Genomic DNA, 18,324 nt, shown 5'->3' on the forward strand with positions numbered 1-18,324 from the left:
GTACTGCAGGGGGGACCCTGTGGGAGAGTAGGACACCGCCGAACAATTTTTGAAAGGGTTGGATCCTGAACTTCGGTTCGGGGTCCAACCCTTTTTTGTTGTGCGTCACTTGAAGTTCACGTTGCGCCACCACCATCCGCAGCATGGGTACTGCTGCAATGCTCAGGGCCGCCGGCGTCGGAGTCGGTGACGAGGTCGTCGTACCGGCCTTCGGGAACGTCGAGGTCGCCGAGGCGGTGACACTCGCCGGTGCGCTTCCGGTGTTCGCGGACATACATCCGGTCAGTTACTGCCTTGACGCGTCCGCTGTCGAAGCGGCCGTAACTCCGCGCACGGCGGCCGTCGTTGTCGTCCACCGCTTCGGACGGCCGGCCGACATGGCTGCGCTGCTCGCGGTCGGGCGGCGGCACGGGTTGCTGGTGCTGCAGGAGGGCGAGTCCGAGGCGCCGTACGACGAGACAGCGCAGCGTCGGGAGCGGGCCTGTTATCTCGACGGGAAGTTGCGCGGGGTGCGCACGCCCGATGGCGGGGACGGGCACACGTATCAGCAGTACGTCGTGCGGGTGCCCGGCAACGGGCGGCCGGACCGGGACGCGTTCGCCCGGGCCTTGCGGAGCAAGGGTGTTGACTGCCGTGTGCCGGTGAAGACGCCCGTGCACCGGCTGCCCGAGTTCCGGCGTTGTGTGTCGTTGCCGGAGACCGAGTCGGCCGCCGACGAGACGCTCGCCCTGCCGGTGGATGCCTCGCTGACGAAGCGGGACATGCAGCGGGTCGTGGCCGCGTGCAATGCGCTCGGGGGACTGCTTCAGCCCGCTTTCTGAACGAGTTGGGAGCACGGGTCTGTTCGGGGTATGATCTATTCCGTTGCCGCGGGGGAAACCTCGAAAAGGCAACAGGCCCCCTTAGCTCAGTCGGCAGAGCGTCTCCATGGTAAGGAGAAGGTCAACGGTTCGATTCCGTTAGGGGGCTCCAGCAAAAAAGGCCCCGCCCATTCGGGCGGGGCCTTTTTCGTGCGCTCTCTCAGTCGTTGTCGCTCTCTCAGTCGTTGTGCAGGCCCGGGACGCGCATCGCCAGGATCGCCATGTCGTCGGACGGGGCGTCGGAGGCGAAACGCTCGACCGCGCGCATGATGCGGGCCGCGACCGCGCCGGCCGTCAGGCCCGTGCAGGTGGTGAGGACGTCGGCGAGACCGTCGTCGCCCAGCATGCGGGTGCCTTCCCGGCGCTCGGTGACGCCGTCCGTGACGCAGAGGAGGACATCGCCCGGGTCGAGGGTGACCGTCTCCTCGTAGAGCTCCAGGTCGTCCATGACGCCGAGGAGGGGCTGGGGTTCGGCGGCCGGTTCCACGGTGCCGTCCTGGCGCAGCCGGAGCGGGAGGGGGTGGCCGGCGCAGACGACCTTCAGGCGGGCGCTGCCGTCCTCCTGCGGCCACAGCTCGCCGTAGAGGAGGGTCAGGAAGCGGCTGCGGGCGCCCTCGTCGAGGATCGCGGAGTTCAGGCGCTCCAGGACGGCCGGGCCGCTCAGGCCCTCCCTGGCCAGGAGACGCAGGGCGTGCCGTGCGAGGCCTGTCACCGCCGCCGCGTTCGGGCCCGTGCCGCAGACGTCGCCGATGGCGAAGCCGTACGCGCCGTCGCTGATGGGGAAGACGTCGTAGAAGTCACCGCCGACCTCGTTGCCCTCGCCGGCCGCGCGGTAGATGACCTCGACCTCGACGCCGTCGATCTCGGGGAGCTCGGGCGGCAGGAGGCTGCGCTGGAGGGACTGGCTGATGGCCGTGCGCTCGGAGTAGAGGCGGGCGTTGTCCAGGGCGAGGGCGGCTCGGCGGGACAAGTCTTCGGCCAGTTCCAGGATTTCCTGGCGGAAGTGCTCGTCGGCGGGCTTGCCGAGGGTCAGCATGCCGATGACGCGGTTGCGGGCGACCAGGGGGAGGACGACGGTCTCGCCGCCGACCGCGGAGGCCGTGGCGAGGGTGGGGCCGATCCCGGAGGCGATCTGGTGGGTGGGGCCGCCGCTGAGGCCGAGGCTGCGCATGGAGCTGCGCAGGGCCGCCTGGTGGGCGGCCTCGGCGGGAGCCGACCAGACGCGGGCGCCGGGAGTGGGGACCGGGTCCGGGGGCTGGATCTTCGACAGCAACGACTTGATGCCGTCGATGAGTTCCTCGTCCTCGTGCAGGACGTACGACAGATAGGGATCCGAGGCCTGGTCGGCGATCGTGTAGACGGCGCACCAGGTGGCCAGGGTGGGGACGGTCATCTGGGCCATGAGTGCCAGCGTCTGGTCGCGGTCCAGGGTGCCCGCGAGGAGGTCGGAGGCCTCGACGAGGAAGCTCAGGGAACCGCGTCGCAGGCGTTCGAGCTCGCCCAGGCGGGCCGACTCGACGGCCAACGCGATGCGGTCGGCGGCGAATTGGAGGCGCAGGGCCTCTTCGTTCGAGTATCTGCCGGGGCCCTCCGCGGCCACGCCGAGGGAGCCGGTGAGGCGGCCCTCGACCTTCAGCGGGACCGTGACGACCGAACGCATGCCGGTGCCGCTCAGGAGCGGTACGGCACCCGGAACGGCCGACAGGTCGTCGTGGACGGCCGGCATGCGGGCGGAGCCGTATCTGCCGGGGCCCGCCTCGACGGGCACGCGCGCGAAGCGCTGGCGGGCGGAGGGCAGGCCGGTGGAGGCGCGGACCTCCAGCTCCGTCTCGTCGTCGGTCGCGAGGAGCAGGAAGGCGGAGTCGCCGTCGAGCATGTCGCGCGCGCGTTCGACCGTGCGCTGGAGGAGGCCGTCGAGGTCGTCCGGGGCGGGGGAGCCGATGAACACCTCGAACGGATCGGCGCTCTGGCCGTCGGCGGAGGTGGCCGTGTCGGTGGCCGGGCCGCGCAACGGTGTCTGGAGTACGGCCCGCTCGTGGTCGCGCACCAGGAGGCACACCGTGGAGGGCTCGCCGCCGGTGTCGCGGACGCGCAGGTGGGAGGCGTAGACCGAGGTGACGCGGCCGTTGGCGGCCCTGATGCCGTAGCTGCCCTCCCAGCGCGAGAGCTGGAGGGCCTCGGCGATTCCGGTGCCGGTGCCCGGGGTGTGCGGCCAGGCCGCGAGGTCGGTCAGGGGCTTGCCGATGACCTGTTCGGCGGCGTAGCCGAAGAGTTCCTCCGCGTCCTCGTTCCACGAGGTGATGGCGCACGTGCGGTCGATCTGTACGACGGCGACGCGGACGCGGCCGTCGGCCAGCGGGAGGAGGTCGGCGGGCAGCGAGGGACCGGCCGTGCGGGTGCCCACCGGGCGTTCGGGCAGGTCGAGTTGGAACCAGACCTGCTTGTGGGTGGGCGTGTACTCGACGCCCCACCGGCCGGCGAGCGCCGCGCAGAGCTGGAGGCCGCGGCCGCCCTCGCGGTCGAGGTTGCCCATGTTGACGGCCTGGCCCTGGAGGGGGATCTCCCGCTCGGGGTAGCGGTCGGCCACCTCGATCCGTACACCCTCGTCGCTGCGCAGGCACAGCACGTCGGCGGAGGTGCCGGCGTGGACCACGGCGTTCGTGACGAGTTCGCTGGTGAGGACCACCGCGTCGTCGACGATGTCGGCGAAGCCCCAGCCCTGGAGGGTGTCCCGGACGAAGGAACGGGCGGTCGCGACCGATCGTCCGAGGGGCTCGAAGCTGGCGGCCGCGCGCGCGGTGATCACAGAACTCCTCGACCGGTTGTCGACGTGCAGGGCTGCCTGGCCGACCGGCTCGTGCCGCTGCTGCGGCAGACCGCCCGTCGGCCGGGGATCCGGGTTCTGTCCCCCGGGGATCAGTCCGGTGGTCATGTGTGCGGCCGCCCTCCGATGCCCGCTCGTGCTCGTGCCACCGCCCAGGCCGGACGGGACCGGCTCGGCTGGACAGCCGCATGCAAGGTTACTTACCTTCGACGGCCATGCGGATGCCGGTCTGCAGTGTTTCCGTCCGGAGGGTGTGCGGACGATGTGCGAAGCTGCCGAACTGTTATGGCCGGGTTCTACCAGGGTGAAACACTGGGCAGGCTTCTGAAGAAGGTTCGGGCAGGCCGAGTGGCTTGCGCGTACGGCGGGCAGCAGCCCGTGGTGCGGCTCCGCACGCCTGGCTGAAACATCGCTGTAGTAGGCAGAAGCACGCGACAGCAACCGGTGTGCCGTGCGGTGGCACCCGAGCACAGCAGTAACGGTCGACCCCTGCGGGAGGGACACAGTGGAGTCTGGCGCAGCGACGCGGGGCACTAGGACGCGCGCGAAGGGTGGACAGTCCCCGAGCGGCCAGCGCAAACCGCGGGGCGGGACCACCGCGGTCGACACGGCTGCCCTGGACCGGCTGCTGACGGCGCTGGTCTCGATGCGCGACGGGAACTTCCGCAAGCGGCTCACCGTGTCCGGCGACGGCGTGATGTCGGAGATCGCGGCCGTCTTCAACGAGGTCGCCGACCGCAATCTGCATCTGACGGGTGAGCTGTCCCGGGTGCGGCGCATGGTGGGCCGTGAGGGCAAGCTCACAGAACGGCTGGAAACAGGCGCCTGTGAGGGCTCCTGGGCGGCCGCCATCGACGCCTCCAACGCGCTCGTGGACGATCTCGTACGGCCCGTCTCCGAGGTCGGCCGGGTGCTGTCCGCGGTCGCGGAGGGCGACCTGTCGCCCCGGATGGAGCTCAGGACCCAGTCGCCGGACGGGACCGGGCATCCGCTGCGCGGGGAGTTCCTCAAGGTCGGGCGGACGGTGAACAACCTTGTCGACCAGCTGTCGACCTTCACCGACGAGGTCACCCGGGTGGCCAGCGAGGTCGGTACCGAGGGCAAGCTCGGCGGGCAGGCACGCGTGCGTGGCATGTCGGGCTCCTGGAAGGACCTGACCGAGTCCGTCAACACCATGGCGTACCGGCTGACGGCCCAGGTGCGGGACATCGCGCTGGTGACCACGGCGGTCGCCAAGGGTGACCTGTCCCGCAAGGTCACCGTGCACGTGGCCGGCGAGATGCTGGAGCTGAAGAACACCGTCAACACGATGGTCGACCAGCTCTCCTCCTTCTCCTCCGAGGTGACCCGCGTCGCACGCGAGGTGGGCGTCGAGGGCGAGCTCGGCGGCCAGGCGCAGGTGCCGGGTGTGGCCGGGGTGTGGAAGGACCTCACCGATTCGGTGAACCTCATGGCCGGCAACCTGACGGCCCAGGTGCGCGGGATCGCCCAGGTGACGACGGCGGTCGCCAGCGGTGACCTGTCGCAGAAGGTGACGGTGTCCGCACGCGGCGAGGTCGCCCAGCTCGCCGACACGATCAACCAGATGACCGAGACGCTGCGGATCTTCGCGGACGAGGTCACACGCGTGGCCAACGAGGTCGGTGCCGAGGGCCAGCTCGGCGGACAGGCGAACGTGCCGGGTGCGGCGGGGACGTGGAAGGACCTCACCGACTCGGTGAACACGGTCTTCCGGAACCTCACCACCCAGGTGCGGGACATCGCCGCCGTGACCACGGCCGTGGCCAACGGTGACCTGTCGCAGAAGGTCACCGTCGACGTGGCCGGCGAGATGCTGGAGCTGAAGAACACCGTCAACGGGATGGTGGACCAGCTCTCCGCGTTCGGTGCGGAGGTCACACGCGTGGCGCGCGAGATCGGTGTCGAGGGCGAGCTGGGCGGTCAGGCGCAGGTGCCCGGGGCCGCCGGTACCTGGAAGGACCTCACCGACTCCGTCAACACCGCGTTCAGGAACCTCACCGGCCAGGTGCGGAACATCGCCCAGGTGACGACGGCGGTGGCCAACGGCGACCTGTCGCAGAAGGTCACCGTGGACGTCTCCGGTGAGATGCTCCAGCTGAAGAACACCGTGAACACGATGGTGGACCAGCTCTCGGCGTTCGCCGACCAGGTGACGCGGATGGCCCGGGACGTGGGCACCGAGGGCCGGCTGGGCGGTCAGGCCGTGGTGCCCGGCGTCTCCGGGACCTGGAAGGAGCTCACCGACTCCGTCAACTTCATGGGTGGCAACCTCACCTCGCAGGTGCGGCAGATCGCCCAGGTGACGACCGCGGTGGCCCGGGGTGACCTGTCGCAGAAGATCGACGTGGACGCGCGCGGGGAGATCCTGGAGCTGAAGAACACCATCAACACGATGGTGGACCAGCTCTCCGCCTTCGCCGACCAGGTGACGCGGGTGGCCCGCGATGTGGGCACCGAGGGCCGGCTCGGCGGACAGGCGCAGGTGCCCGGCGTCGCCGGTGTGTGGCGTGACCTGACGGACTCCGTGAACGGAATGGCGGGAAACCTCACGGCCCAGGTGCGGAACATCGCCCAGGTGGCCACCGCGGTGGCCCGAGGCGACCTGTCGCAGAAGATCGACGTGGACGCCCGGGGCGAGATCCTGGAGCTGAAGAACACGCTCAACACGATGGTCGACCAGCTCTCCAGCTTCGCCGACCAGGTGACGCGGGTGGCCCGTGAGGTGGGCACCGAGGGCATCCTGGGCGGGCAGGCCGAGGTGCAGGGTGTCTCCGGCACCTGGAAGGACCTCACGCAGTCCGTGAACTTCATGGCGAACAACCTGACCATCCAGGTGCGCAACATCGCCGAGGTCACCACGGCGGTCGCCAAGGGCGACCTCTCGAAGAAGATCACCGTCGACGCGAAGGGCGAGATCCTCGAGCTCGTCACCACCGTCAACACGATGGTCGACCAGCTGTCGTCCTTCGCCGAGCAGGTGACCCGGGTGGCCCGTGAGGTGGGCACCGAGGGCATCCTGGGCGGCCAGGCGCACGTTCCGGGTGTCACGGGCATCTGGAAGGACCTCAGCGACAACGTGAACCTGATGGCCAACAACCTGACCATGCAGGTGCGCAACATCTCCCAGGTCGCGAACGCGGTCGCCAACGGTGACCTCACGCGGACGGTGACGATCGAGGCGCGCGGTGAGGTCGCGCAGCTCGCCGACACCTTCAACACCATGGTGAAGACGCTGAGTTCGTTCGCCGACCAGGTCACCAAGGTGGCCCGTGAGGTGGGCACGGACGGCATCCTGGGCGGCCAGGCGCGGGTGCCCGGTGTGGCCGGCACCTGGAAGGACCTCACCGAGTCCGTGAACCAGATGGCGTCCAACCTGACCGGTCAGGTGCGGAACATCGCCATGGTGACCACCGCCATCGCCAAGGGTGACCTGACCAAGAAGATCGACATCGACGCCCGCGGCGAGATCCTGGAGCTGAAGACGACCATCAACACGATGGTCGACCAGCTCTCGTCCTTCGCCGAGGAGGTCACCCGTGTCGCCCGCGAGGTGGGTACCGAGGGGCAGCTGGGCGGCCAGGCACGCGTGCGTGACGTCGACGGCACCTGGCGCGACCTGACCGAGTCCGTGAACGAGATGGCAGGAAACCTCACCCGGCAGGTGCGCGCGATCGCCCGCGTGGCGACCGCGGTGACCCGGGGCGACCTGAACCTCAAGATCGACGTGGACGCGTCCGGGGAGATCCAGGAGCTCCAGGACTACATCAACAAGATGATCGCCAACCTGCGCGACACCACGATCGCCAACAAGGAGCAGGACTGGCTCAAGGGCAACCTGGCCCGTATCTCGGCGCTCATGCAGGGCCGCCGGGACCTGGAGGACGTGGCCTCGCTGATCATGAGCGAGCTGACGCCGGTGGTGACTGCGCAGCACGGCGCGTTCTTCGTCGCGATGCCGCTCCTGGACGGCAAGGACATGAGCGCCGAGGCCGAGGACCAGTACGAGCTGCGGATGCTCGGGTCGTACGGCTACTCGATGGGCTCCATGCCGACGTCGTTCCGGCCGGGCGAGGCGCTCATCGGGACGGCCGCTGAGGAGAAGCGCACGATCCTGGTGGACAACGCGCCCAGCGGCTACCTGAAGATCTCCTCCGGTCTCGGAGAGGCGCCGCCCGCGCAGGTGATCGTCCTTCCGGTGCTGTTCGAGGGCAAGGTGCTCGGTGTCATCGAGCTCGCGTCCTTCACGCCCTTCACGCAGATCCAGAAGGACTTCCTCAACCAGATCGCCGAGATGATCGCGACCAGCGTCAACACCATCTCCGTCAACACCAAGACCGAGGTGCTGCTGAAGCAGTCGCAGGAGCTGACCGAGCAACTGCGCGAGCGGTCGGCCGAGTTGGAGAACCGGCAGAAGGCCCTCCAGGCGTCCAACGCCGAGCTGGAGGAGAAGGCCGAGCTGCTGGCCCAGCAGAACCGTGACATCGAGGTGAAGAACACCGAGATCGAGGAGGCGCGGCAGGTCCTGGAGGAGCGTGCCGAGCAGCTCGCCGTGTCCATGCGCTACAAGAGCGAGTTCCTGGCCAACATGTCCCACGAGCTGCGGACACCGCTGAACTCGCTGCTGATCCTCGCCAAGCTGCTCGCCGACAACGCCGACTCCAACCTCACCCCCAAGCAGGTCGAGTTCGCCGAGACCATCCATGGCGCGGGCTCCGACCTGCTCCAGCTCATCAACGACATCCTCGACCTGTCGAAGGTCGAGGCGGGCAAGATGGACGTCTCGCCGACGCGCATCGCGCTCGTGCAGCTCGTGGACTACGTGGAGGCCACCTTCCGGCCGCTGACCGCGGAGAAGGGCCTCGACCTGTCCGTGCGGGTCTCGCCTGAGCTGCCCGCCACGCTGCACACCGACGAGCAGAGGCTGCTCCAGGTGCTGCGCAACCTGCTGTCCAACGCGGTGAAGTTCACCGACTCCGGGGCCGTCGAGCTGGTCATCAGGCCCGCGGGCCGGGATGTGCCGGTGGCGATCAGGGAGCAGCTGCTGGAGGCCGGTTCGCTGCGCGACCCGGACGCCGACCTGATCGCGTTCTCGGTGACCGACACCGGCATCGGCATCGCGGCCAGCAAGATGCGGGTGATCTTCGAGGCGTTCAAGCAGGCCGACGGCACGACCAGCCGCAAGTACGGCGGCACCGGTCTCGGGCTGTCGATCTCGCGGGAGATCGCGCAACTGCTCGGCGGAGAGATCCACGCGCAGAGCGAACCGGGACGCGGATCGACGTTCACGCTGTATTTGCCGCTGCACCCCAGCGAACTGCCGCCGCAGGGCTACCAGCAGTCCATGCCCGCCCTGGAGGCCGGCGACCTGGTGGCGTCCACGTCGGAGAACGGGCTGTCCGGGCCCGAGGTCGAGACGCCGGCCGAGGTGAAGTCGTACCAGGAGACGCAGAACGGTGCCGCGGCGCTCTTCCGGCGCCGGCGCAGGACCGCACCGGCCCTGGAGCAGCGGATCGGGCAGCCGGACCAGTGGTCGGCGGTGGAGCACCAGTCCGCGCCGCAGCCGCGCCGGGGCATCCGGTTCGGCGGGGAGAAGGTCCTGATCGTCGACGACGACATCCGCAACGTCTTCGCGCTCACCAGCGTCCTCGAACAGCACGGGCTGTCGGTGCTCTACGCGGAGAACGGCCGCGAGGGCATCGAGGTGCTGGAACAGCACGAGGACGTGGCGGTCGTCCTGATGGACATCATGATGCCCGAGATGGACGGGTACGCGACGACGAACGCGATCCGCAGGATGCCGCAGTTCGCCGGGCTCCCGATCATCGCGCTGACCGCCAAGGCCATGAAGGGCGACCGGGAGAAGGCGATCGAGTCGGGCGCCTCCGACTACGTGACCAAGCCGGTCGATCCCGATCACCTGCTGTCGGTCATGCAGCAGTGGATGCGGGGGGAGTGAGGGGAATCATCGAAGTTCACGCGGAGTTGCTGACTCAGTGTGCCCGACGCCGTGTAGAAGTACGGGATTCGGGGAACCTTCTGGTCTCCCGCTACGTTTCTGCTACGTGCACAGTGACATCACGGTGACAGGGTGTGGCGACAGACAGGGTGCGGCTACGATGACCGGCACAAGGACGGGCGGCGAAAGGGAGTCGTCCCCAGGGGCGGCACCCGGTGCACATCCGGGGCGAGGAGGGCGGGCCATGGTGCAGAAGGCCAAGATCCTCCTGGTCGATGACCGGCCGGAGAATCTGCTGGCGCTGGAGGCCATCCTCTCCGCGCTCGATCAGACACTGGTGCGGGCATCGTCCGGGGAGGAAGCGCTCAAGGCGCTGCTCACGGACGACTTCGCGGTGATTCTGCTGGACGTCCAGATGCCTGGCATGGACGGTTTCGAGACCGCGGCGCACATCAAACGGCGGGAGCGGACCCGGGACATCCCGATCATCTTCCTCACCGCCATCAACCACGGTCCGCACCACACCTTCCGGGGGTACGCGGCGGGTGCGGTGGACTACATCTCCAAGCCGTTCGACCCGTGGGTGCTGCGCGCCAAGGTCTCGGTGTTCGTCGAGCTCTACATGAAGAACTGCCAGCTCCGGGAGCAGGCGGCGCTGCTGCGGCTCCAGTTGGAGGGCGGCGGCGGCAAGGCGGCGCTCGGGGACACGAAGGAGCCGGCGGGGCTGCTCGCCGAGTTGTCCGCGCGGCTCGCGGCGGTCGAGGAGCAGGCCGAGGCGCTCTCCAAGCAACTGGACGACGAGTCCGCCGACGCGGCCGCGGTGGCCACCGCGGCCCATCTCGAACGCAAACTCACGGGGTTGCGGCGGGCGCTGGACGCGCTGGAGCCGGGCACCGGGAGCTCGCCGTCGTTGCCCTCGCAGAACTGAGCGGAACCACTGCCGGACACCGAACCGACCGGCGTGTGGCGCAAGTGATCCCGCCTTCCTCGTGGGTGAGCCCGCGTCAGCGCGACACCTCTTCAGAAGCGACACGAACGGGTGAAGCAGTGGGCACACGTGTCCGCGGTCGTCTCCACCGGTAATCTCACACCCATGGCCTCACGTCCCTCCGCAGCCAAGAAGCAGCCCGCCAAGAAGGCTGCCGCTCCCGCGAAGGGTCCGGCGAAGAAGGCCGCTGCCAAGAGAGCACCGGCCAAGAAGGCGCCCGCCCGCAAGCCCCCGGCGAAGAAGGCCGTGCCGCCGAGGCCGGCGCCCAGCCCGACCGGTGGCCTCCTCCGCCTCATCCGCGCCGTCTGGCTCGGCGTCGCCCACGCCGTCGGCGCGGTGTTCCGCGGGATAGGGCAGGGCGCGAAGAACCTCGACCCCGCGCACCGGAAGGACGGCGTGGCCCTCCTGCTCCTCGGCCTCGGCCTGATCGTGGCCGCCGGTACCTGGTCGAACCTGCGCGGCCCCGTCGGCGACCTCGTCGAGATCATCGTGACCGGCGCCTTCGGCCGGCTCGACCTGCTCGTGCCGATACTGCTCGCGGTCATCGCCGTACGGTTCATCCGGCACCCCGAGAAGCCCGAGGCCAACGGCCGGATCGTGATCGGGCTGTCCGCGCTGGTCATCGGCGTGCTCGGGCAGGTCCACATCGCGTGCGGCGCGCCCGCCCGCAGCGACGGCATGCAGGCCATAAGGGACGCCGGCGGCCTCATCGGCTGGGGAGCGGCGACCCCTCTGACGTACACCATGGGCGAGGTCCTCGCCGTACCGCTGCTCGTGCTGCTCACCGTCTTCGGGCTGCTCGTCGTCACGGCTACCCCGGTCAACGCCATTCCGCGACGGTTGCGGGAGCTCGGTGTGCGGCTCGGGATCCTGCCCGACCCGGTGGACGAGTTCGGGGAGGACGACGAGCGTTACGACGAGCAGTGGCGTGAGGCGCTGCCCGCGCGGGGACGCAAACGGGGGCCGGCGCCCGCGCCCGAGGCGTACGACCCCGACGGGGCGGAGCAGGAGGCCCTCTCGCAGCGTCGTGGACGCCCCCGGCGGTCCGCGGTCCCGCAGCCCGCGATGGACCGGCAGATGGACGCCGTGGACATCGCCGCGGCCGCCGCGGCGGACCTGGACGGCGTCGTCATGCACGGCCTGCCGCCCTCGCCGCTGGTCGCCGACCTCACCCACGGCGTCAGCGTGGGCGACCGGGTGGAGACGACCCCCGTACCCACTCCGGTCCCGGCCGCGCGGCCCAAACAGGAGGCGCGGCCCAAGCAGGACAAGCTCAAGGTCGAGGTCGCCGACCTCACCAAGCCCGCCCCCGAGGCTCCGAGCGAGATGCCCGCACGCGCGGAGCAGCTCCAGCTGTCCGGCGACATCACCTACGCGCTGCCCTCCCTCGACCTCCTGGAGCGCGGCGGGCCCGGCAAGGCGCGCAGCGCGGCCAACGACGCGGTGGTCGCCTCGCTGACGACCGTCTTCACGGAGTTCAAGGTCGACGCCGCCGTCACCGGCTTCACGCGCGGACCGACGGTCACGCGCTACGAGGTCGAGCTCGGCCCCGCCGTGAAGGTCGAGCGGATCACCGCGCTGGCCAAGAACATCGCGTACGCCGTCGCCAGCCCGGACGTGCGGATCATCAGCCCCATCCCCGGCAAGTCCGCGGTCGGCATCGAGATCCCCAACACCGACCGCGAGATGGTCAACCTCGGTGACGTGCTGCGGCTCGCGGCGGCCGCCGAGGACGAGCACCCCATGCTGGTCGCGCTCGGCAAGGACGTCGAGGGCGGCTACGTGATGGCCAACCTGGCGAAGATGCCGCACGTGCTCGTCGCCGGAGCCACCGGTTCCGGTAAGTCGTCGTGCATTAACTGCTTGATCACTTCCATCATGGTCCGCGCGACCCCCGAGGACGTGCGCATGGTCCTCGTCGACCCCAAGCGCGTGGAGCTGACGGCCTACGAGGGCATCCCGCACCTGATCACGCCGATCATCACCAACCCGAAGCGGGCCGCCGAGGCGCTCCAGTGGGTCGTACGGGAGATGGACCTCCGCTACGACGACCTGGCGGCGTACGGGTTCCGGCACATCGACGACTTCAACGAGGCCATAAGGAACGGCAAGGTCAAGCTGCCCGAGGGCAGCGAGCGCGAGCTCCAGCCGTACCCGTACCTGCTGGTGATCGTCGACGAGCTCGCCGACCTGATGATGGTCGCCCCGCGGGACGTCGAGGACGCGATCGTGCGGATCACACAGCTCGCGCGCGCGGCCGGCATCCACCTGGTGCTCGCCACCCAGCGGCCGTCGGTGGACGTCGTCACCGGTCTGATCAAGGCGAACGTGCCCTCGCGGCTCGCCTTCGCCACCTCCTCGCTCGCCGACTCCCGGGTCATCCTCGACCAGCCGGGTGCCGAGAAGCTGATCGGCAAGGGCGACGGGCTGTTCCTGCCGATGGGCGCCAACAAGCCCACCCGTATGCAGGGCGCCTTCGTGACCGAGGAAGAGGTCGCGGCGATCGTCCAGCACTGCAAGGACCAGATGGCGCCGGTCTTCCGGGACGACGTCGTCGTGGGCACCAAGCAGAAGAAGGAGATCGACGAGGAGATCGGCGACGACCTCGACCTGCTGTGCCAGGCGGCCGAGCTGGTCGTCTCCACGCAGTTCGGGTCGACCTCCATGCTCCAGCGCAAGCTGCGGGTCGGGTTCGCGAAGGCGGGCCGGCTGATGGACCTGATGGAGTCCCGGGGCATCGTCGGACCCAGCGAGGGATCCAAGGCTCGTGACGTTCTTGTGAAGGCTGACGAGTTGGACGGAGTGCTCGCGGTGATCCGCGGGGAGGCTTAGAGGGAGCCCCGAGCGGGTGCGGCCACCGATGTTCGATCGTGACTCACCCGTAAGGGATCATCGAGCAACCGTTTCCCTTCGACGCACGTCAAGTTGAGGGAAGCAAAAAGTCGCTGCCCCGCCATCGGCGTGTTCGGCCATTCCGATGGCGTACAAAGTCCCACCGCCCGGTTGCCCCACCCTTTCGCACCCCCCCTAGACTGAACCTCCAGCACAGGTGGCTTAAACGCTCGAAAGGCGCCCCCGTGTCCATCGGCAACTCCCCTGAAGACGAGCGTCCGTTCGAAGACGACCGGCAGGAAGCCCACCTCTCCGTCGGCCACGCCCTGAAACAGGCGCGGATCGCGGCCGGGCTGACCGTCGACGACGTCAGCAACGCCACCAGGGTCCGCATCGCCATCGTGCACGCCATCGAGGCGGACGACTTCGCCCCCTGCGGTGGCGACGTCTACGCCCGGGGCCACATCCGGACCCTGGCCAAGGCCGTCCATCTGGATCCGGCACCCCTTCTCGACCAGTACGCCGCCGATCACGGCGGCGGCCGTCCGGCCCCCACCCCGGCCGCCCCGCTGTTCGAGGCGGAGCGCATCCGTCCCGAGCGGCGCGGACCCAACTGGACCGCGGCCATGGTCGCCGCGATCGTCGCGGTGGTCGGCTTCGTCGGATTCACCGCCTTCAAGGGCGGCGACGACGGCGGGACCACACAGGTCGCCGACGGCACCACGCCCTCCACCAGCAAGTCCCCGACGCCCAAGGCCGACAGGACCACCAAGGACCCGAAGCCCACGCCGTCCGACAGCGCCATCGCGGCAGCACCGCAGGACAAGGTGACCGTGCAGGTCAGCGCCGACGACGGCAAGAGCTGGATCCTCGCCAAGGACCACAACGGCCGGACCCTCTTCGACGGACTGCTCAAGCAGGGCGACACCAAGACCTTCCAGGACAGCGACAAGATCAACCTCGTCCTCGGTGACGCCGGCGCGATCCAGCTGTACGTGAACGGCAAGAAGATCGACGACGACTGGCAGCCGGGAGCCGTGGAGCGCCTGACCTACACGAAGGGCGACCCGCAGGTCGGCTAGGCAGCTGTTCGGTTTCCGTTTCGAAGGGGTTGGCCGGGATCGGCCAACCCCTTCGACGTGGGGTGTCAGCGGGACGAAGTAGTCTTGAGCCCATGCCTGAACGCCGTACCGTCGCACTTGTCACTCTTGGCTGCGCCCGCAACGAGGTGGACTCGGAGGAGCTCGCAGGCCGTTTGGAGGCGGACGGCTGGGATCTCGTGGAGGACGCCGCGGACGCGGACGTCGCCGTCGTCAACACCTGTGGCTTCGTCGAGGCCGCCAAGAAGGACTCCGTCGACGCCCTCCTGGAGGCCAACGACCTCAAGGGGCACGGCAGAACCCAGGCCGTCGTGGCGGTGGGCTGCATGGCCGAGCGCTACGGCAAGGACCTCGCCGAGGCGCTGCCGGAAGCGGACGGGGTGCTCGGCTTCGACGACTACGCCGACATCTCCGACCGGCTCCAGACCATCCTCAGCGGGGGCATCCACGCCGCCCACACCCCGCGCGACCGGCGCAAGCTGCTGCCGATCAGCCCGGCCGAGCGACAGCAATCGGCGGCGTCCGTCGCGCTGCCGGGCCACGGTCCGGCCGAGGAGGCCGTTCCCGCCCCCGCGGACCTGCCGGAGGGCCTCGCCCCGGCCTCGGGCCCCCGCGCGCCCCTGCGGCGCCGTCTGGACGGCTCCCCGGTCGCCTCGGTGAAGCTCGCCTCCGGCTGCGACCGGCGCTGCTCCTTCTGCGCCATCCCGTCCTTCCGCGGCTCCTTCATCTCCCGCCGCCCCTCGGACGTCCTCAACGAGACGCGCTGGCTGGCCGAGCAGGGCGTCAAGGAGATCATGCTGGTCTCCGAGAACAACACGTCGTACGGCAAGGACCTCGGCGACATCCGGCTGCTGGAGTCCCTGCTGCCCGAGCTCGCCGAGGTGGACGGCCTCGAGCGGGTGCGCGTCAGCTACCTCCAGCCCGCCGAGATGCGGCCCGGCCTGATCGACGTGCTCACCTCCACCCCCAAGGTCGTGCCCTACTTCGACCTGTCCTTCCAGCACTCCGCCCCCGACGTGCTGCGCGCGATGCGCCGCTTCGGCGACACCGACCGCTTCCTGGAGCTCCTCGACACCATCCGCGGCAAGGCTCCCGAGGCCGGCGTGCGCTCCAACTTCATCGTGGGTTTCCCCGGCGAGACCGAGGCGGACCTGGCCGAGCTGGAGCGCTTCCTGAACGGCGCGCGACTGGACGCCATCGGTGTCTTCGGGTACTCCGACGAGGAGGGCACCGAAGCCGCGACGTACGAGAACAAGCTGGACGAGGAGGTCGTCGCCGAGCGGCTCGCGCGGGTCTCCCGGCTCGCCGAGGAGCTCGTCTCGCAGCGCGCCGAGGAGCGTGTCGGCGAGACCGTGCACGTCCTGGTCGAGTCCGTCGACGAGGAGGGCGTGTACGGCCGCGGCGCGCACCAGGCGCCCGAGACCGACGGCCAGGTGCTGCTCACGAGCGGCGAAGGCCTGAGTGTCGGCCGTATGGTCGAGGCGAAGGTGGTCGGGACGGAAGGTGTCGACCTGGTGGCCGAGCCGCTCGACGGCTCGCTCGGGTGTAGTGAGGAGGCGGGCAGATGACCGGAGTTCCGGCGTCCGCCGCGGGTGGCCCCTCCGCTGCGAAGGGCGGACCGGCGGCCGGGGTCCCGGGTGCCGCGTCCGGCGCAGCCCCGAGCGTCCCCTCGGACGTGGTCTCCGGTACGGCTGCCGTCGTCCCCGGCGTCGGGGTCGTGGCCGGAGCGGCTTCGGAGGCCGACGCCGACTCCGGGGCGAAGCACGCGCGGGCGAAGATCGCGGCCGCCGCCGTCGACCAGGCCAGCGTCTGGAACATCGCCAATCTGCTGACCATGCTCCGGCTGGTCCTCGTGCCCGGCTTCGTCGCCCTGATGCTGGCCGACGGCGGGCACGACCCCGCGTGGCGGTCGTTCGCCTGGGCGGCCTTCTCGATCGCCATGATCACCGACCTGTTCGACGGGCATCTGGCACGCACCTACAACCTCGTCACCGACTTCGGGAAGATCGCCGACCCCATCGCCGACAAGGCGATCATGGGGGCCGCGCTGATCTGTCTGTCCGGGCTCGGCGACCTGCCCTGGTGGGTGACGATCGTCATCCTCGGCAGGGAACTCGGGATCACCCTCCTGCGTTTCCTCGTCATCCGGTACGGCGTGATCCCGGCGAGCCGGGGCGGCAAGCTCAAGACCCTCAGCCAGGGGATCGCCGTGGGGATGTACATCCTGGCGCTCACGGGGTGGCTGGCCACCGCGAGGTTCTGGGTGATGGCTGTGGCGGTCGTGCTGACCGTCGCGACCGGGCTGGACTATGTGAGACAGGCCATTGTGCTGCGCCGGCAGGGAATCGCCGAGCGCAAGGCGGCGTTGGAGGAGACGGAAGCGTGAATTCCTCAGCCGCCCAAGTGGTGCGACTACTCACCGTGAAGGGTCAGACGCTCGCGGTCGCCGAGTCGCTCACCGGCGGACTGGTTGCGGCGGAAATCACAGCGACCCCCGGCGCGTCCCGGGCGTTCCGGGGTTCGGTGACGGCCTACGCCACCGAGCTGAAGCGTGAGCTGCTGGGTGTCGACGCCACCCTGCTGGACCAGCGGGGTGCGGTGGATCCGCAGGTCGCGGCCCAGATGGCGGCCGGAGTGCGCAAGGCGCTCGGAGCCGACTGGGGCATCGCGACCACCGGAGTCGCGGGCCCCGAACCCCAGGACGGCAAGCCCGTCGGCACGGTTTTCGTGGCTGTCGACGGACCCTCCGCAGGCGCTTCCGAGGCAGCGGGTGGCGGGAAAGTGACCGCGCTGCGGTTGAACGGCGACCGCGCGGAAATTCGTATGGAGAGTGTACGGAGCGTACTCGCACTCCTCCTGGAGGAGCTCGCGAGCGAACAGACCGGAAATGAGCGGGCACAGGATACGGAACGGAACGGGGGGTTTTGATGTTTGCAGCCCTGAGTGAACACGACATCGCTCCCCGCACGGCCGCGGCGCAAGGCGGTACGGTGGGGCGTGAAGGATGCGGCTACGCGGTCCGAGGAGGGAGCCACCGATGATTCTGCTCCGTCGCCTGCTGGGTGACGTGCTGCGTCGGCAGCGCCAACGCCAGGGCCGTACTCTGCGCGAAGTCTCCTCCTCCGCCCGAGTCTCACTCGGCTATCTTTCCGAGGTGGAGCGGGGGCAGAAGGAGGCTTCCTCCGAACTGCTCTCCGCGATCTGCGACGCGCTGGACGTACGGATGTCCGAGCTCATGCGGGAAGTGAGCGACGAACTCGCCCTCGCCGAGCTGGCCCAGTCTGCTGCGGCCACCCCGAGCGAGCCCGTACCGGCGCCCGTGCGCCCGATGCTGGGTTCCGTGTCGGTGAAGGGTGTGCCACCGGAACGAGTGACCATCAAGGCGCCGAGCGAAGCGGTGGACGTCGTAGCGGCGTGACGCTCGCGCTCGGTGTGCCGATGGCTCGCCGAGAGGAAGTCTGCGAGGCCCCGGACGGGCTTCTCCAGTTGGTCTGGAGAGGCGCCGGTCGGGGTTTTCGTGCATCTTGGAGCGACGGCCGCGCCGGTGCGTCCGTGTGCCCTTGGTGCGCCCTCCCCGCGGATCGGGCGGCTGTCTGGCGTCCGGGCTGGAGGTGGCTGCATGGCGGGGCCGACAGTGGGCCGGGGTGTGGCTCTCGGGCTCGGAGCACTGTGGTGGTGGGCGGTGGCACGGCTGGTGCTGGCGCCGGGCGCCGGGGTGCTCGAAGGGGCGGTCGCGGCGGGCG

10 protein-coding genes and 1 tRNA gene are annotated in these 18,324 nt (G+C 69.7%); 10 read left to right on the plus strand and 1 reads right to left on the minus strand.

Annotated elements, in window-relative coordinates; translation table 11 throughout:
* The first annotated feature begins 158 nt into the window (after nucleotides 1-158).
* Together AOJ26_RS13070 and AOJ26_RS13075 are read left to right on the plus strand one after the other, a co-directional pair.
* Nucleotides 159-821, plus strand: a complete 663-nt coding sequence (locus tag AOJ26_RS13070; RefSeq protein WP_053848426.1) for a DegT/DnrJ/EryC1/StrS family aminotransferase — start codon at nucleotides 159-161, stop codon at nucleotides 819-821.
* Nucleotides 822-896: 75 nt separating this feature from the next.
* A tRNA-Thr gene (locus AOJ26_RS13075) sits at nucleotides 897-972 on the plus strand.
* 66 nt (nucleotides 973-1,038) lie between these two features.
* Here the strand turns inward: AOJ26_RS13075 and AOJ26_RS13080 are convergent.
* The gene (locus AOJ26_RS13080; protein WP_053848427.1) at nucleotides 1,039-3,792 is read right to left on the minus strand and encodes a SpoIIE family protein phosphatase; all 2,754 of its coding nucleotides are present in this window, start codon (nucleotides 3,790-3,792) and stop codon (nucleotides 1,039-1,041) included.
* Nucleotides 3,793-4,189: 397 nt separating this feature from the next.
* Here AOJ26_RS13080 and AOJ26_RS13085 point away from each other — a divergent pair, with 397 nt between their 5' ends.
* The 8 genes from AOJ26_RS13085 to AOJ26_RS13120 all read left to right on the plus strand — a co-directional run bounded on the left by AOJ26_RS13085 (nucleotide 4,190) and on the right by AOJ26_RS13120 (nucleotide 17,999).
* Nucleotides 4,190-9,661, plus strand: coding sequence for a HAMP domain-containing protein (locus AOJ26_RS13085; RefSeq protein ID WP_086724448.1), 5,472 nt, complete (start codon nucleotides 4,190-4,192; stop codon nucleotides 9,659-9,661).
* Nucleotides 9,662-9,905: 244 nt separating this feature from the next.
* Nucleotides 9,906-10,589 carry a response regulator gene (locus AOJ26_RS13090; RefSeq protein ID WP_053848429.1) on the plus strand — a complete coding sequence of 228 codons (684 nt, stop codon included), beginning with the start codon at nucleotides 9,906-9,908 and terminating at the stop codon, nucleotides 10,587-10,589.
* Nucleotides 10,590-10,754: 165 nt separating this feature from the next.
* Entirely contained in the window at nucleotides 10,755-13,481 is a 2,727-nt protein-coding gene (locus tag AOJ26_RS13095; RefSeq protein ID WP_234358544.1) for a DNA translocase FtsK, read from the plus strand.
* A gap of 245 nt (nucleotides 13,482-13,726) precedes the next feature.
* Entirely contained in the window at nucleotides 13,727-14,563 is an 837-nt protein-coding gene (locus tag AOJ26_RS13100) for a helix-turn-helix domain-containing protein (RefSeq protein WP_053848431.1), read from the plus strand.
* 92 nt (nucleotides 14,564-14,655) lie between these two features.
* Nucleotides 14,656-16,149, plus strand: a complete 1,494-nt coding sequence (gene rimO, locus AOJ26_RS13105) for a 30S ribosomal protein S12 methylthiotransferase RimO (RefSeq protein WP_078959877.1) — start codon at nucleotides 14,656-14,658, stop codon at nucleotides 16,147-16,149.
* The gene (pgsA, locus tag AOJ26_RS13110; RefSeq protein ID WP_053848433.1) at nucleotides 16,146-16,967 is read left to right on the plus strand and encodes a CDP-diacylglycerol--glycerol-3-phosphate 3-phosphatidyltransferase; all 822 of its coding nucleotides are present in this window, start codon (nucleotides 16,146-16,148) and stop codon (nucleotides 16,965-16,967) included. The genes rimO and pgsA overlap by 4 nt, the downstream gene beginning before the upstream one ends.
* Nucleotides 16,964-17,509, plus strand: coding sequence for a CinA family protein (locus tag AOJ26_RS13115; protein WP_053848434.1), 546 nt, complete (start codon nucleotides 16,964-16,966; stop codon nucleotides 17,507-17,509). The genes pgsA and AOJ26_RS13115 overlap by 4 nt, the downstream gene beginning before the upstream one ends.
* A 109-nt stretch (nucleotides 17,510-17,618) precedes the next feature.
* Nucleotides 17,619-17,999: a helix-turn-helix domain-containing protein gene (locus AOJ26_RS13120; protein WP_007385114.1), complete on the plus strand. Its 381-nt coding sequence runs from the start codon at nucleotides 17,619-17,621 to the stop codon at nucleotides 17,997-17,999.
* Nucleotides 18,000-18,324: the final 325 nt, after the last annotated feature.

The sequence above is a fragment of the Streptomyces sp. NRRL B-24085 genome, from assembly GCF_001282115.1.
In the GTDB taxonomy this organism is placed as follows: Bacteria; Actinomycetota; Actinomycetes; order Streptomycetales; family Streptomycetaceae; genus Streptomyces.

Bases quoted from the DNA above. Each gene is read 5' to 3' on its own strand.
- AOJ26_RS13120 (WP_007385114.1), top strand. From the start codon at position 17,619: ATGATTCTGCTCCGTCGCCTGCTGGGTGACGTGCTGCGTCGGCAGCGC.
- rimO (WP_078959877.1), top strand. From the start codon at position 14,656: ATGCCTGAACGCCGTACCGTCGCACTTGTCACTCTTGGCTGCGCCCGC.
- pgsA (WP_053848433.1), top strand. From the start codon at position 16,146: ATGACCGGAGTTCCGGCGTCCGCCGCGGGTGGCCCCTCCGCTGCGAAG.
- AOJ26_RS13090 (WP_053848429.1), top strand. From the start codon at position 9,906: ATGGTGCAGAAGGCCAAGATCCTCCTGGTCGATGACCGGCCGGAGAAT.
- AOJ26_RS13070 (WP_053848426.1), top strand. From the start codon at position 159: ATGCTCAGGGCCGCCGGCGTCGGAGTCGGTGACGAGGTCGTCGTACCG.
- AOJ26_RS13095 (WP_234358544.1), top strand. From the start codon at position 10,755: ATGGCCTCACGTCCCTCCGCAGCCAAGAAGCAGCCCGCCAAGAAGGCT.
- AOJ26_RS13080 (WP_053848427.1), bottom strand. From the start codon at position 3,792: ATGACCACCGGACTGATCCCCGGGGGACAGAACCCGGATCCCCGGCCG.